The sequence below is a fragment of the Meiothermus luteus genome, assembly GCF_003574085.1.
Classification (GTDB): Bacteria; Deinococcota; Deinococci; order Deinococcales; family Thermaceae; genus Meiothermus; species Meiothermus luteus.
Genome location: NZ_QWKZ01000005.1, coordinates 33,862 through 48,352, shown reverse-complemented (window position 1 = coordinate 48,352; position 14,491 = coordinate 33,862). Strand labels below are relative to the sequence as shown.

15 protein-coding genes and 1 tRNA gene are annotated in these 14,491 nt (G+C 64.4%); 9 read left to right on the top strand and 7 right to left on the bottom strand.

Features of this window, described 5'->3' with window-relative positions; genetic code table 11:
• Positions 1-82: 82 nt before the first annotated feature.
• The 3 genes from Mlute_RS01625 to Mlute_RS01615 all read left to right on the top strand — a co-directional run bounded on the left by Mlute_RS01625 (position 83) and on the right by Mlute_RS01615 (position 2,079).
• Positions 83-1,291 carry a vWA domain-containing protein gene (locus Mlute_RS01625; protein ID WP_119359025.1) on the top strand — a complete coding sequence of 403 codons (1,209 nt, stop codon included), beginning with the start codon at positions 83-85 and terminating at the stop codon, positions 1,289-1,291.
• A gap of 296 nt (positions 1,292-1,587) precedes the next feature.
• Entirely contained in the window at positions 1,588-1,842 is a 255-nt protein-coding gene (locus Mlute_RS01620) for a transposase family protein (RefSeq protein WP_245958804.1), read from the top strand.
• Positions 1,843-2,002: 160 nt separating this feature from the next.
• Positions 2,003-2,079 (top strand) — tRNA-Ile (locus Mlute_RS01615).
• Positions 2,080-2,147: 68 nt separating this feature from the next.
• Here Mlute_RS01615 and Mlute_RS01610 read toward each other — a convergent pair.
• Together Mlute_RS01610 and Mlute_RS15540 are read right to left on the bottom strand one after the other, a co-directional pair.
• Positions 2,148-2,717 carry a lytic transglycosylase domain-containing protein gene (locus tag Mlute_RS01610; protein ID WP_182482446.1) on the bottom strand — a complete coding sequence of 190 codons (570 nt, stop codon included), beginning with the start codon at positions 2,715-2,717 and terminating at the stop codon, positions 2,148-2,150.
• A gap of 202 nt (positions 2,718-2,919) precedes the next feature.
• Positions 2,920-3,069 carry a hypothetical protein gene (locus Mlute_RS15540; RefSeq protein ID WP_220452050.1) on the bottom strand — a complete coding sequence of 50 codons (150 nt, stop codon included), beginning with the start codon at positions 3,067-3,069 and terminating at the stop codon, positions 2,920-2,922.
• Positions 3,070-3,121: 52 nt separating this feature from the next.
• Here Mlute_RS15540 and Mlute_RS01605 point away from each other — a divergent pair, with 52 nt between their 5' ends.
• Positions 3,122-3,877 (top strand): tyrosine-type recombinase/integrase, encoded by a 756-nt coding sequence (locus tag Mlute_RS01605; protein ID WP_245958803.1) that lies wholly within the window; start codon positions 3,122-3,124, stop codon positions 3,875-3,877.
• Between the two features lie 219 nt (positions 3,878-4,096).
• On the opposite strand, the gene Mlute_RS01600 is transcribed toward Mlute_RS01605, so the two are convergent.
• Entirely contained in the window at positions 4,097-4,474 is a 378-nt protein-coding gene (locus tag Mlute_RS01600; protein WP_119359023.1) for a hypothetical protein, read from the bottom strand.
• 179 nt (positions 4,475-4,653) lie between these two features.
• On the opposite strand from Mlute_RS01600, the gene Mlute_RS01595 reads away from it, so the two are divergent.
• Positions 4,654-5,562 carry an alpha/beta hydrolase family protein gene (locus Mlute_RS01595; RefSeq protein ID WP_119359022.1) on the top strand — a complete coding sequence of 303 codons (909 nt, stop codon included), beginning with the start codon at positions 4,654-4,656 and terminating at the stop codon, positions 5,560-5,562.
• Between the two features lie 5 nt (positions 5,563-5,567).
• Positions 5,568-6,707, top strand: a complete 1,140-nt coding sequence (gene hemW / locus Mlute_RS01590) for a radical SAM family heme chaperone HemW (RefSeq protein ID WP_119359021.1) — start codon at positions 5,568-5,570, stop codon at positions 6,705-6,707.
• Here the strand turns inward: hemW and groL are convergent.
• The 3 genes from groL to Mlute_RS01575 all read right to left on the bottom strand — a co-directional run bounded on the left by groL (position 6,704) and on the right by Mlute_RS01575 (position 10,284).
• Positions 6,704-8,341, bottom strand: a complete 1,638-nt coding sequence (gene groL / locus Mlute_RS01585; protein ID WP_119359020.1) for a chaperonin GroEL — start codon at positions 8,339-8,341, stop codon at positions 6,704-6,706. The two genes, hemW and groL, sit on opposite strands and share 4 nt — an antisense overlap.
• A gap of 20 nt (positions 8,342-8,361) precedes the next feature.
• Positions 8,362-8,658: a co-chaperone GroES gene (gene groES / locus Mlute_RS01580; RefSeq protein WP_119359019.1), complete on the bottom strand. Its 297-nt coding sequence runs from the start codon at positions 8,656-8,658 to the stop codon at positions 8,362-8,364.
• Positions 8,659-8,802: 144 nt separating this feature from the next.
• Positions 8,803-10,284, bottom strand: coding sequence for an ABC transporter permease subunit (locus Mlute_RS01575; protein ID WP_119359018.1), 1,482 nt, complete (start codon positions 10,282-10,284; stop codon positions 8,803-8,805).
• 333 nt (positions 10,285-10,617) lie between these two features.
• Between Mlute_RS01575 and Mlute_RS01570 the strand changes: the two genes are divergently transcribed.
• The 3 genes from Mlute_RS01570 to Mlute_RS01560 are packed head-to-tail and all read left to right on the top strand — an operon-like array spanning position 10,618 to position 13,706.
• Positions 10,618-11,628, top strand: coding sequence for an ABC transporter permease (locus Mlute_RS01570; protein ID WP_119359017.1), 1,011 nt, complete (start codon positions 10,618-10,620; stop codon positions 11,626-11,628).
• An 8-nt stretch (positions 11,629-11,636) separates the two neighbouring features.
• A complete protein-coding gene (locus tag Mlute_RS01565) occupies positions 11,637-12,854 on the top strand; it encodes an ABC transporter permease (protein WP_119359016.1) in 1,218 nt (405 codons plus the stop codon).
• 24 nt (positions 12,855-12,878) lie between these two features.
• Positions 12,879-13,706 carry a hypothetical protein gene (locus tag Mlute_RS01560; RefSeq protein ID WP_119359015.1) on the top strand — a complete coding sequence of 276 codons (828 nt, stop codon included), beginning with the start codon at positions 12,879-12,881 and terminating at the stop codon, positions 13,704-13,706.
• On the opposite strand, the gene truA is transcribed toward Mlute_RS01560, so the two are convergent.
• Entirely contained in the window at positions 13,694-14,491 is a 798-nt protein-coding gene (gene truA, locus Mlute_RS01555) for a tRNA pseudouridine(38-40) synthase TruA (protein ID WP_119359014.1), read from the bottom strand. The two genes, Mlute_RS01560 and truA, sit on opposite strands and share 13 nt — an antisense overlap.

Here is a 14,491-nt window from a genome sequence, read left to right as displayed (position 1 = left end):
GAGGAAATCCGCAAGGCCCTGGAGACCCTGGCCTCTTCCAGCCCTACCCCGCGTAGAAAACCCCGCTATTAGGAGGTAAAACATGCCCACCACCCCCAGACCCCGCATTGAGTTCATCCCCCGCAAGCCTGCCGTGCAAAGCGACGCCCCGACCCGCCTCGAGGCCCTGCTGCGCCTGCATGCCCCCGAGGCCTCCCTGCCCGAGCGGCCCCGCCTGAACCTGGGCCTGGCCCTCGACCGCTCGGGCAGCATGGCCGGCGATAAGATTCGCAAAGCCCGCGAGGCCGCCATCTTTGTCGTCAAGCAGCTCACCCCGCAGGACCGCGTCGCCATCGTGGCCTACGACAGCGAGGTGGAACTGGTGCTGCCCTCCACCCCTGCCACCGACAAAACTGCCATCATCGCGGCCATCGAGCGCATCCACGATCGCGGCAGCACCCACCTCTTCGGGGGCTGGAGCGAGGCTGCCCATCAGGTCGCGCAGCACCTTGACCCCGCCGCCCTCAACCGGGTCCTCCTGCTCACCGACGGCCTGGCCAACCAGGGCCTCACCGACCCCCAGGAGATCGGCCGCCACGTGGGCGAGCTGGCCCGGCGGGGGGTCTCCACCAGCACCCTGGGCATCGGGCGGGACTTCAACGAGGACCTGCTGGCCTTGATGGCCGACCGGGGCGAGGGCAACTTCTACTTCATTGAGAGCAGTGCCGACCTGCCGCGCATCTTTGCGCTTGAACTCTCGGGCCTCTTGGCCACCTTCGCCAAGCAGGTGCGCCTGGAGCTCGAGGGCGCCGGATGGCAAGTAGAGATGCACAACGAGTTCAACCGCGACCCCCACGGGGCCTACCGGCTGCCCGACCTGACCCACGGGCTGCCCCTCGAGCTGGCCGTTACCCTCAGCGTTCCGCCCGGCCCCCTGCAGGGCAAGCTCAAGCTGAGCTGGGAGGACAGCGCCGGCAAGCGCCGGCAGATGAGCCTACCGCTGCGTTTAGAGGCTGTGGATGCCGCCACTTTCGCGCAGTTGCCCGAGCGCAAGGAGGTGATGGCCTACCTGGCCAAGCTCGAGGCCACCCAGGCCCGGCGGGAGGCGATGGCCTACTTGGATAGGGGAGAGCTGAAACGGGCCGGGGAGGTGCTTATGGCTGCTGCGCCCATGATGCTCAAGTTCGAGGACATCTACCCCGAGGAAACCCAGGAACTCCAAGAGCTGAGAAAGCTCATAGAGGAAGACTACTCCACCGCCCGCAAGCGGATGTCGGCTCAAAGCCTGCGCAACCTCAAAGGCAAGCGCTGACCCTTTGTTCAGTAAGCTACGGTGGTGGAGGGTCTTCTCCGCCTGGATCGCAAGGCCTTTGGGGCTTTTGCCGAGGCCCTTGGGCTTGATCCCAAGTACCTCTGTACGACCTGCTTCCCATAACAAAACTGCCCGAGGTTTTGCGAAAAGCCTTGCGCCAGGGGCTTCCCCTAAGGGAGGCGCATAGGCTCTACCGTCCTCTCCGTCGAGGTATCTTGACCCTGGCAGACCTCCAGGGTAAACCACCCAGCGCCCTGGCTGCCCTTCCCTATATTCAGGGGCAGGCTTTTCCACATATGCAAGCGGTCTCCATTCCCAGTCCACTACCCTATCTAGCCCAGATACCCGACCCCCGCGAGCCCTTGAGGACCCAACATCAATGGCAAGACCTGCTGCTCATCTGCTTGATGGCGGTGGGTTCGGGACGGCACAACATCCTGGCCATCCGCCAGTGGGTGAAAGACCACCGTGCTTTCCTGCTCAACCAGGTGGGTATCCGTACCCGTCTGAACCAGCGCAAGCCACCATCTACCGCTTCTTTTGGTTTTTGAGCGAGCAGTTGGAGCCCCTACAAGTGGCCCGTGTTGCGCTCGGTCAGGAGGTTCTCGGCTAATCCTCACCCCCTGCTCAAGCTAATTCGAGGGTCGTGATAAAAGCCTGTATGCGAGCTTGACCTATCTGGAAGCCCCGGCTATACTCGTTTCGCTGCGGGGGCGGTTAGCTCAGCTGGTTAGAGCGCACGCCTGATAAGCGTGAGGTCGGTGGTTCAAGTCCACTACCGCCCACCAGCGCCAGGACGCAAAAGCTCCGGGGCCAACTTACCCCGGAGTTGTGCTTTTGACACCTTACTGACACCTTATGTTCTCAGCTCGGTGTACCCGTTGGCCCAGTTGATGATTTTCTCGACGTAGGCGTTGTTGCGGCGGCCTTGCTGATAAGCGGTTGGCCCTACGTTGTGGGCGTGAAGCGCTGCACGCCAGGTACCAAACCGATTACGCTGCTTGGTCAGGTAGCGTGCTCCGGCCTCCACCGCATCGCGCAACCGGGCTGGGTGTTTCCAAGGCACAGGGTCACCTGGCCAACGGGCCGGGCTGGCCAAGCCTACCTCGGTGAACACAAAGGGTTTGACCTGGAGCGGCCCCACAGACCACTGGTTTTGCACCGCTTTGCGGATTGCGTCGTCTGTCCAGCCAATGGCCTCGTAACGATTGGTGGTCACGGTGGGGACAAAAGCGCTTTCTGCCCGGGTCAGCGCTACCAACAAATCCAGCGGCACTTTGTTTTTCAGGGCGGATTCCACCAGATACTCTGCCAGATATTTGGCGTAGGTCTTGCCTATTACATCCGGCACAAAGCCCATCGCGTTGGCGGTGTCGTTGATTTTGCCGTTGTAGTCTAGGATGATTCGCCAGACGCGGTTTTGCAACTCCCCAACCGTCTTAGCCGGCGCGGGCGGCAGGTTTGCAGCAGGATACCCGCATCCTGCGCCGGTTGTAGGTGTGGGACCCACGGTCTTTGATTCCCGGCAACCCACCCGACAACTCAAGGACATCAGCATGAACCTGCAACAAAGCAACTACCGTGAGGAAGGTATCCCCACGGTAGCGGTAATACAGCTTGGCCATGGGTTACAGCTTAGCCAGGGTTTTCAAAGCTTTGGCGTTTTCCTTGAGCACTTCGGCAAGCATTTTTTTGGCCTGAGCATCGCTGGTCACCTTGTCGATAACCCGACCGATACGGGCAGCGCGGGTCTTCCGGTTTTTCACGGTAGTGCGCATATTCGTTCTTCCCCTCGAGCTAAGGGTATCACATCACGTAAGAGGAGTTAACATGCCCCGACGCGGCAAAGGCGAAGGCAGCATCTTCCAGCGCAAGGATGGTCGGTGGGCGGCTTTTGTCACGGTGGGCTATGGCCCGGATGGCAAGCAGCGCAAGAAGTGGGTCTATGGCTCAACCCGGCGGGAGGTAGCCGAGAAGCTGGCCCGGCTACTGCCCAAGGCGGGGTACGCGGTGCTGCCGGCCACGCCGCGCTTTACCCTGGGCCAGTGGCTGGCCCACTGGTCTGAGGAACGGGCCCGCTCCAAGGGGTTGCGCCCGGCTACGGTAGCCAACTATCGCCAGTACATGCGGCACCTGGAACCGCTGGCCCACCTGCCTCTGGCGCGCCTGACCCCGCTTGCCTTGCGCCAACGCTTTGCCGAGCTGGCCCACCTGTACCCCTCGGTGCGGGGGCACTTGTACCAGTTCTTGCGCGCCGCCCTCCGCGACGCCCTGCGGCTGGGGCTGATAGAGAGCAATCCCATGGACGCGGTAGACCCCCCCAAGGGCAGCAGGGTGCGCCCCGCCCGGGCGTGGCGGCCCGAGCAGGCAGCCCGCTTCCTGGAGGTTGCCCGGTCCCACCGCCTATACCCCATGTTCCACCTCATGCTCACCACACATTCGCGTCAACCTCCCAGCATTTGGGCCAGACTATTCGGCCTGCTTGGGCCTGCTTTTGCAAAAAGGCCCAGGGGTCTGTGTAGTGTTTCAGCAACCGGGCTCGGTCGTGCCCAGGCCAGTCGTCCCAGCGGTCGAGCCGCTTTTTGAGAATGTCCAAGTGCAAATGCGCCAGCCACCGGCGGTTGTGGCCTTTCCCTACAGTGCCTACAGGCTGGCCCGCATTTCAGTAGTACTCAAGGGAAATGGGGTTGTGGCTTAGGTAGCCAAGTCTTGGGGGCAAACCCTCAGGTGTGTGGGTAAGCAGGATAAAGAAGCTGTGTTGGAAGCAACAGGATTTCGCCTTTTTTGATGTCCGTGTCCATCAGGTCACCTCAGGTCCAAGGGAGGACAGCCATCAAGCTGCACCGCTGTGGCCGGGCCGGGGGTGCGCACCCGGTACTCCCCAGCGCTGCCGGCCTCGGTGGTGGAGGCGGTCACGGTGCCCTGGTCGGTGTAGACCAGGATGGTGTTGGCCGAACCCGAAATGCGCAGCCGCACCTCGTAGGTGCTTATGCCCACCTGCTCAACCCTGGCCGAGCAGGCCGAGGGTTCAGGCTGGCTCTGGCTGGTGGGCCTCGAGGCCGGCGCGGGTGGAGCCTTTTGGGCCTCCGTCTGCGGGCTGGGCTGGACAAAGAGCCAACCAAAGTAACCCAGGATGCCCACCGCGATAAGCAGCCGCAAGGGGTTCAGCTTCCTATCGTCCATAGCGAATCTCCTCCAGGGTAGCAAACGCTTCGGGGGCAGCGGGTCAGGTGGCAGTAGGAGCAGCCGCAGACGTAGGGATTGTCGCCTTTGCGATAGCCTCTCAGGGTAGGGCGTACCCCTGCCCTTTGAAATGTGAGCCAGTTCCCCCCTCGAGCCCGAGGCTGTTTTAGGGTTTGGGTATGCTGCGCTGGTTGGTGGGCTTTCTTTGGGTCTCTTCCCTAGGCCTGTCCCAAACCCTCACCATAGACCAGCTCTCCCGGCAGCACTACGGTGGCGGAACCCTGAGCGTGGAGAGGGTTTTGGAGCGGACCCAGGGATTTACCCGCTACCTGGTGCGCTACCCCTCGCAAGGGCTCCGGATGTACGGCTTTATGAACGTTCCCAACGGAGCCGGTCGGTTCCCGGTGATCATCCTGATTCACGGCTACGTGAACCCTTCTACCTACCGCACGCTCACCTACACCACCCGCTACGCCGACCATTTGGCCCGCTCCGGGTTCGTTGTTTTGCACCCCAACCTGCGGGGGCACGGCCTCTCCGAGGGTCAGCCCGAGGGGAGCCCCTGGCGCATCCTTTATGCGCAGGAAATCCTGGATTTGGCAGCCATCGTGCGGGCGCAGGCGGGCCGTGGAGCGCTGGAGAAAGCCCTTCCTCGAATCGGCCTGATGGGCCACAGCATGGGGGGCGGCGTGGCCCAGCGGGTGGCGGTGGTGGACAACCAGATACGGGCGGTGCTTTTGTACAGCAGCATGCACGGGGACGACCTGAAAAACGCCCAGCAAATCTGCTACGTCTTTACCAATGGGGCTCGAGGCTGCGAGGAGGCCCGCAACCCCCCTCCCAACCTGGCCCAAATCTCGCCCATATACCACTATCACCGCCTGCGGGCTCAGGTTCAGGTCCACCATGGCACCCGCGACGCCCAGACCCCTCATGCCTGGGCCGAAGAGATATGCACTGCGCTTCGGAGGAACCGGGTGCCCCACCGGTGCTTTAGCTACCCGGGGGCGGGCCACACCTTTCGCGGCCAAGACTACGCCCTGCTCATGCAGCGGGCGGTGGCCTTTTTCCGCGCGGCACTAAACTGAAGCCGGTGGAACACCTCTACGTTCACGTACCCTTCTGCCCCACCCTCTGCCCCTACTGCGACTTCCACGTGCTCCGGCGGCACCCAGGTAGTGTGGAAGCCTACCTGGAGCGATTGAAGGAGGAGGCGCGGGCCCTATACGAGCGTTGCCCCACCCCCCTCAAGACCCTCTACCTGGGCGGCGGCACCCCGAGCTTTCTTCGGGAGCCTGAGCTGGAAGCCCTTTTTGAGGCCCTGCCTTGGTCCCTGACCGAAGGGGCTGAGGTGACGCTCGAGGCCAACCCCGGCACCCTTAGCCCAGCCCGCCTGCGGCTCTTACGGGAACTGGGGGTGAACCGGCTCTCGCTAGGGGTGCAGAGCTTTCAGGAGGGGGTGCTTAGGCTCCTGGGCCGAGCCCATGGGCGGAAAGGGGCCTTTCGGGCGGTGGAGATGAGCCTGGAGGCGGGCTTCCGCACCTCCATAGACCTGATTTTAGGGCTTCCTAGCCAGGACGTGGAGGCCGACCTTCGGGAGGCTGCCGCCCTCGGGGTGGGGCACATCTCGGCCTACACCCTGCAGATAGAGCCGGGCACACCTTTTGCCCTCTCGGGCTACAGCCCCGACCCCGACGCCGAGGCCCTGGCCATGGAGCGGGCTGTGGTGATGCTGGGCGCTGCTGGGTTTTACCGCTACGAGGTCTCCAACTTTGCCCGCCCCGGCCAGGAGAGCCAGCACAACCAGGCCTACTGGAAGAACGCCTTCTGGGGAGCCCTGGGCCCCAGCGCGGTCGGGCACTACCAGGCCCAGGGACAGGCCTACGCCCTTCGCACAAGGCAGCCTCCCCTGCCCCGGTGGTTGGCGGGCGAGCCCCCCGCTGTGGAGGAGGTGGGCCCCCTCGAGCACGCCAAGGAGTCCCTCATGCTGGGCCTCCGGCTGGCCCAAGGGGTGGATGTGGAGGGTATTGAGCGGCGCACGAACCTGCCCCTATGGGCCCTTCTGGAGCCCAAGGTGCGGGCCTTTGCTGCGGAGGGACGGCTCGAGGTGGAAGGAAAGCGCATCCGGGCCACCGACCTCAATACCCTCCACCCCCTCATCCTGGGCCTCTGGGAAGCCTTAGAAAAGGAAACCGGCCCCTCCTGGGAGGGGCCGGTCGCAAAGGGGTGTTAGAAGTCCATGTCGCCGCCCATGTTGCTGCTCGGGCTGGAGGCAGCCTTCTTCTCCTCGGGCTTCTCGGCCACCACCGCCTCGGTCATGAGGATCAGCGAGCCGATGGAGGCGGCGTTCTGCAGGGCGGTGCGGGTCACCTTGGCAGGGTCCACGATACCGAACTCCATCATGTCGCCGTACTCGCCGGTGGCCGCGTTGAAGCCGTAGTTCTTCTCCTTCTTGCTCAGGATGTTGTTGACCACCACACTGCCCTCATACCCGGCGTTGGCAGCAATCTGCCGGGCAGGCTCTTCCAGGGCCCGCAGCACGATCTTGGCCCCGGTAGCCTCGTCGCCCTCGAGCTCCTTGATGAGGTCCTTCACCGCAGGAACCGCCCGCAGCAAGGCCACCCCACCCCCAGGCACGATGCCCTCTTCCACCGCAGCCCGGGCCGTGGAGAGCGCGTCCTCATAGCGGTGCTTCTTCTCCTTGAGCTCGGTCTCGGTAGCAGCACCCACGCGGATCACCGCCACCCCGCCGGCCAGCTTAGCCAGCCGCTCCTGCAGCTTCTCCTTGGAGTACTCCGAATCGGTGGTCTCCAGCTCCTTCTTGATGCCGTTGATACGGGCCTCAATGTCCTCCTTCTTGCCCTTGCCACCCACGATGGTGGTCTCGTCCTTGTTGATGCGCACCCGCTCGGCGCGGCCCAGCATGGAGAGGGTAGCGTTCTCCAGCTTGAAGCCAAGCTCCTCGGAGATGACGGTGCCGCCGGTGATGGCCGCGATGTCCTTGAGCATCTCCTTGCGGCGGTCGCCGAAGCCCGGGGCCTTCACCGCGGCGATGTTCAGGGTGCCGCGCAGCTTGTTGACCACCAGGGTCGCCAGGGCCTCGCCTTCCACATCCTCGGCGATGAGCAGAAGGGGCTTACCGGTCTGGGCCACCTGCTCCAGGATGGGGAGGAGTTCGCGGACGTTGGAGACCTTCTTCTCGGTAATGAGGATGTAGGGGTCGTCGAGCTGCACCTCCATGGTCTCGGGGTTGTTGACGAAGTAGGGGGAGATGTAGCCCTTGTCAAACTGGTACCCCTCCACGAAGTTCAGCTCGGTCTCCAGGCTCTTGGACTCCTCTACGGTGATGACCCCCTCGCGGCCCACCTTCTCCATGGCGTCGGCAATCAGGTTGCCGATTTCGGCGTCGTTGTTGGCCGAAACGCTCGCCACTTCAAAGATGGCCTTGCGGTCATTGACGGGCACGGCCAGCTCCTGGATGCTCTTGACCGCCACCTCCACGGCCTTCTCAATGCCCCGCTTGAGGGCCAGAGGGTTGGCCCCAGCGGCCACATTGCGCAGGCCCTCCCGCACGATGGCCTGGCCCAGCACGGTAGCGGTGGTGGTGCCATCGCCGGTGATGTCGTTGGTCTTGGAGGCGATCTCGATCATCAGCTTGGCGCCGATGTTCTCCAGGTGGTCCTCCAGCTCCACCTCCTTGGCTACGCTAACCCCGTCTTTGGTGATGGTGGGGCTGCCAAACTTCTTCTCCAAGACCACGTTGCGGCCCCGGGGGCCCAGGGTCACCTTCACCGCGTTGGCCACAGCGTTCATGCCGCGCTCGAGGCTACGGCGTGCAGCTTCGTCAAAGACCAGCATTTTAGCCATAGTGTTGCCCTCCTTATGGATTACAGGACAGCCAGAAGATCGCGCTCGGAGAGGATGATGTACTCTTCGCCGTCAATCTCAATCTCGGTCCCGCCGTACTTGGCAAAGACCACCACATCACCCTCCTTGACCTCCAGGGGCACCTTAGTGCCGTTGTCTAGAGTACGACCACTGCCCACCGCGATCACCTTGCCCTTTTGGGGCTTCTCCTTGGCGGTGTCGGGCAGCACAATGCCCCCCTTGGTCTTGGGCTCCTCTTCAATCCGCTTGACCACCACACGATCGCCGAGGGGTCGGAGCACGGTTGCCGTTGCCATTGTGTTCCTCCTGTAAAAGGCCTTTGACAATCTTGGGTTTAGAGTGTCAACCCGAGGCTATATTATTCCGCCCTGCCCGCAAGATTGTCAAGAGGGCTGGGTCACAGGACCTAAGACAGTTGAGTGCGGTTTTGTCAAGACGGGCTACCTGCGCCGATAGCGCAGCACGTAGCCCTCGAGCCCAGCCACCAAGGCGTACAGGGCGATGCCCAGGCCCACCGTGACCATCACCGCAGCGAAGGCGTTGGCATAGCGGAAATTGAGCCGCTCGGTGTTGGCCATGTACCCAAGCCCCGCCCCCCCGAACACGAACTCCGCCACCACCGCCCCAATGAGGGCCAAGGAGAGGGTGAGCCGCAGCCCTCCCAGCACCACCGGGAGGGCCCCAGGAAACTCCAGCTTGCTGAACACCCCCCAGGCCGTGGCCCCCATGGTCTGAAAGACCTCGCGGTAAACCCGGTCCACCTCCCGCACCCCCACCATGGCGCTCACCATTACGGGAAAGACCGATATGAGGGTTACCGTGATGACCTTGGAGACCAGGCCATAGCCGAACCAGATGATGAGCAGGGGGGCGATGATGATGGTGGGCACCGCCTGCAGGGCTACGATGAAAGGCGAGAAGAGCCGCTCCAAGGCCCGGCTGCGGCCCATGGCGTACCCTAGAGGGAGCCCGACCGCCAGCGAAACCAAGGTGCCCAGCAGGGCAGCCTCGAGGGTGGCCAGGGCGCTTTGGGCCAGTAGAGGGGCGTTGTCCACCATGGCCCTCCAGACCTGGGCTGGGGAGGGCATGAAGAGCGGAACCCGAGCGGCCAGAAGGCTCCACAGCAAAAAGAACACCCCCCCTAGGCCCAGAACCCCGAAGACTTCCCAAGGGGGGCGCATGGGAGGGGGTGGGGGCTCAATAAAGGTGGAGTCGGCCACCCCCAGGCGCTCCCGCAGCTCGGCCTCAATGCCGTCGGTGAAAGCGGTCAGGCGGCCCTCCCCTTTCGTCTCCAGCACAGCCTCAACCCGGCCTCCGGTGAGCACCACCACCCGGTCGGCCAGGTAGACCGCCTCCCGGATGCTGTGGGTCACGAAGAGGATGGTCTTTCCAGTGCGCTCGTGCAGGCGTTTGAGCTCGAGGTTGAAGCGCTCCCGCACCAAGGCGTCCAGGGCAGCAAAGGGCTCGTCCATCAACAGCACCTCGGCGTCTTGGGCGAGGGCCCGGGCAATGGCCACCCGGGCTTTCATGCCCCCCGAGAGCTGGTGCGGGTAGAGCCCCGAGTAGGGCTTCATGCCCAGATAGGTCTCCACCTTGCCCCGCCCGGTGAGCTCAATCGGCAGCCGTATGTTCTGCTCCACGTTGCGCCAGGGCAAAAGCCGGTAGTCCTGGAAGACCATGGCGGGTCGGCCCAGCACCTCTACTGTGCCGGCCTGGGCTTTTAGGAGCCCCGCGATCACCCTCAGGAGGGTGCTCTTCCCGCCCCCCGAGGGCCCGATGATGGCCACGAACTCCCCTTTGCGAACCTCCAGGTCCACGCCTTTGAGTACCTCCCGTCCCTCAAAGGCCACGGCGATGCCCGAAAGACGGATGGCGGGGGTGGTGGGGAGGGCCTGAGGCTCGGGAAGGACCGGCGGATTCATGCCCCTAGCATACCCCCTGGGCCAAAGCCGCAAAAGCGAGTCAGGCCAAACACGCCGGGGCATCCTGAAAGCACCGGCTAGAGGGAGAAGCGCCCCCATTCCCCAGCAAAGCTCAGGGGGTCTGCTTCCCACCCATTCTGGAACCCTGGAACCGGACCCGGCAGGAGGCGGCCTAGGCTTCTTCACCGATCGACCGGTGGAGGGGTGGAGGCGCAAAGCGGCTGCGGCAGCCGCAAGGTTGCCCTCGGTAGGCTTAGGGAAAAGCTGCTTAGAAGTGCCTGAGGCAAGGGATCGGATCACCCATATTTCTCGGCTAGGGGTATGATGTAGGGCGTGTTTGCCTACACCGTTCGCCGTTTGCTGCAGATGATTCCGCTGTTGTTCGCGGCCTCCGTGGTCATCTTCACCCTGCTGGCCCTCCAGCCGGGCGACCCATTGGACGAGCTGCGCCAACAGAACCCCCGCATCACCGCGGAGCAGCTCGAGCAGCTCCGCCGCGCCTACGGCTTAGACCAGCCCATCTATGTGCGCTACTTCAAGTGGCTGGGCAGGGCCCTGCAAGGCGACTTCGGTCAGTCTCGCACCTACGCCACCCCCGCGGCCCAGATCATCTTCGCCGAGCGCCTGCCCCGCACACTGGTCCTCTCAGGGGCCGCCCTTCTGCTGGCCCTCTTGGTGGCCATCCCAGTGGGCATCTTCTCAGCGGTGCGCCAGTACAGCGCCGCCGACTACATCATCACCTTTCTCTCCTTCGTGGGCTTCTCCATGCCCATCTTCTTCCTGGGCATCCTCCTTCTGTTCCTTTTTGCCTTCTGGCTCCCCGAACAAATTCCCGGGTTTCCTAAGTTCCCCGTCCAAAGCGTCTCCGACCTGCAGTGGTACCAGGTACAAACCGGCGAGGTGAGCTTCTTCCAGTACATCGGTGACTGGGCCTTTAAGCTCATCCTTCCGGTGCTGGCCCTCTCCACCATCCAGATGGCCTCCTGGACCCGCTACATGCGGGCCAGCCTGCTGGAGGTATTGAACCAGGACTACATCCGCACCGCCAGGGCCAAGGGCTTAGGTGAACGGGTGGTGCTCTACAAGCACGCCCTGCGCAACGCCCTCATCCCCATCATCACCCTGGTGGGGCTGGCCATTCCCGGGGTGTTCGGCGGGGCAGTCATCACCGAAACCATCTTCTCTTACCCAGGCATGGGCCGGGCCATCTTGGACTCCCTTATTGACAAGGACTACAACGTGGCCATGGCCGCGCTGGCTTTTCTGGCCATGCTCACCGCCCTGTTCAACCTCCTGGCCGACCTCATGTACGCGGTGGTAGACCCGCGCATCCGCTATAGTTAGGGGGCTTTATGGCTGCCGTTGCGAGCGCATCCCGAAACAAATCCCAGTCCACCTGGGCCCTGGCCTGGCGTCGTTTTAAGAAGCACAAGGCCGCTATGGTCTCCTTGTGGGTGGTGGTGGCCCTGGTGCTCATGGCCCTGCTGGCCCCCTGGATCGCCCCCTACAGCCCCACCGCCCAACCCACAGGCGAAGACCTGGCCACCAAGTACTTCCAGGGGCCAAGCCGCGAACACCTCCTGGGCACCGATGACTTGGGGCGTGACGTGCTCTCCCGCATTATTTACGGGGCCCGCATCTCGCTTCTGGTGGGCTTCGTCGCGGCCTTCGCCGCCGCCCTGATTGGGACCACCCTGGGGGTCATCGCGGGGTATTTCTCAGGCCGCCCCCTGCGCTTCTACCTAGGGCCGCTGGCTCGAGCCGCCGACGGCTGGAAGCCCTGGCCGTTCGCCCTCTGGCGGGTGACCTCCTGGGTCATCCTCTACGGGCTCCTCCTCTTCCTGGCCGACCTGGCCTGGCGTCTGGCCGGCCCCAACGTACAGGCCCTTTTCTCCGGCGCAACCTCGGTGAACAACATCCTCTCCCTTCTGGGGCTGGTGGCCGCCTGGGGAGCCTTGCTGGCGGTGGGCGTCTGGGGGCTTTTCGGACAGGGCAAGGTGGACCTGGATGTGGTTATCTCGCGCTTCATGGACTTCATGCTGACCATCCCCGAGCTGCCCCTGCTGCTGGTGCTCTCGGCCCTCCTGCGGGACACCCAAGGGGCCGCCGGCCGCTGGGCCCAGGCGGTCTTTGGGGAAGCGGCCTCGGTCTTCATCATCATCGCCATCATCGTCCTGTTCGGCTGGGTGGGCACCGCCCGGCTCATCCGAGGGGCGGTGCTGAGCCTACGGGAACAGGAGTTCACCACCGCCGCCCAGGCCCTGGGGGCCAGCGACGCCCGCATTATGTTCCGGCACCTGGTGCCCAACGCCCTGGCCCCCCTTATCGTGAACGCCACCCTGGCCATCGGTGGGGCCATCATCACCGAGGCCACCCTCTCCTTCCTGGGCTTTGGCATTCAACCCCCGGTAGCCACCTGGGGCAACATGCTCAACAACGCCCAGGTCTACGTCTTTGACGCGCCCTGGCTGGCCCTGGCCCCCGGCTTCATGATTTTCATCACCGTGCTGGCCTTCAACTACCTGGGCGACGGGCTGCGGGACGCCCTTGACCCGCGCAGCCGGCTCTAAGGCTTTTAGCGGTGGCATGAAGCCATGCGGTTGTTGCTCATCGCCGCAGCCCTTTTGCTCGCCCCCTCGCCGGCCCAGGAAGCCCCGCGGCTCGAGCCGGCCTGCCCGACCCCAGAAATCTGCCTCGAGCCCTCCTTTCGCCTCCAGCTCGGCCTGGCCCAGGCCTTTGCCCCACCCTGGGCGGCGGGGGCCCTCCTCACCCTGCGGGCCCTGGAGGGTGGCGTCCACTACCAGCTAGGGCTCGGCCTATGGTACGAGGGGGGGTTGCAGTGGGGCCTGCTGGAGGCCTACGGGGCAACCCGGCTGGGCGTCCTCGAGCTCGCCTACGGCAAGCGCACCGAGCTTGCCGGCCCTTGGAGCGAAACCTTCATGGGGCAGGACGGGCGCTGGGGGGTGTGGGCCCGCTACCAGGACCTGGAGGCCGCCTACCTGCCCCACCCGGCCCTGGCCGGGGGGCAGCTCTACGTGGGGGCCAGCAGCGGTGGCCTTCGGGCGGGCGCCTTCGTAGAGGCCGCGCGGGGAACCCTCGAGCTAACTCCCCGGCTGGGCTGGCGGGGAACCCTGGGCGAGGCCTTCTGGCAGCCCGACCAAGGCCTTTGGGGCCGAGTGCGCCTCCCGCTGCCGGCCCCAAACGGCCACCTGGAGGGTTGGGCTTGGTGGAACCCGGAGTGGGCCTACTTAGGGCCAAGCAGCCCTCTTTCCCCCCAGGAGGGCCTGCAGGCCTGGCTGCTCAGGCCTAAGAAGCTCATCCTCGGCATCGCCTACGCCCAGGAGGGGTGGCAGCTCGGCGCAGAGGTTTCACGGGCTCCGGTAGAGGCCGCGCGGGTCTACATGCGGCTTCACCTGCGGTAAGGCTCGTAGCCCGCCCGTACAAAGTAGAGGCCCTGGGGAGGAGCGGTGGGGCCCGCCTCCTTGCGGCTGCCCCCCCGGAGCAGGGCCCGAACGGAGTCGGAGTCCCGCTTCCCCAGCCCCACCTCAACCAAGGTGCCCACCATGCTGCGCACCTGGCCCCGCAGGAAGCCGGAGCCGACGAACTCCAGCCACACCTCCTGCCCCCCCTCCACCGGCCAGACTTCCAGGTGCGCTCGGTATATCTCCCGCACGGTGTTCCGTTCCTCCTTTACCGCAAAGGCCCTGAAGTCGTGAAGGCCCACCAGGTGCTCCAAGGCGTGCCGGATGGGGATTAGGTTGAGGGAATGGGGCATCCACCAGACCCGGTGCCGCTCCAGGGCGGGCGGCATCCGCCGCAGCAGAATCCGGTAGCGGTACTCCCGCCAAAGGCAGCTCTTTCGGGCGTGAAAGGAAAGGGGCACCTCCCGAGCCCGCAAGGCCCGAATATCGGAGGGCAGCAGGCTGTTTAGGGCGTGGGGAATCCTCTCCACTGGAATGCGGTCTTGGGTATCGTAGTGCACCGGCATCTCTAAGGCGTGCACCCCGGCGTCGGTGCGGCCGCAAGGCCAGACCTTGGGCCGGGCTCCGGGAATCCGGGCTAGGGCCGCCTCGAGCTCCTGCTGCACGGTGCGCTCCCCCTGGGCCTGGGTCTGAAGGCCCGCAAAGTGGGTGCCGTCGTACTCAACGAAGAGCAGAATACGCCGTAAACCCAGATTTTCCTCCAGCGCCCCCAATTCGGCTGCCAT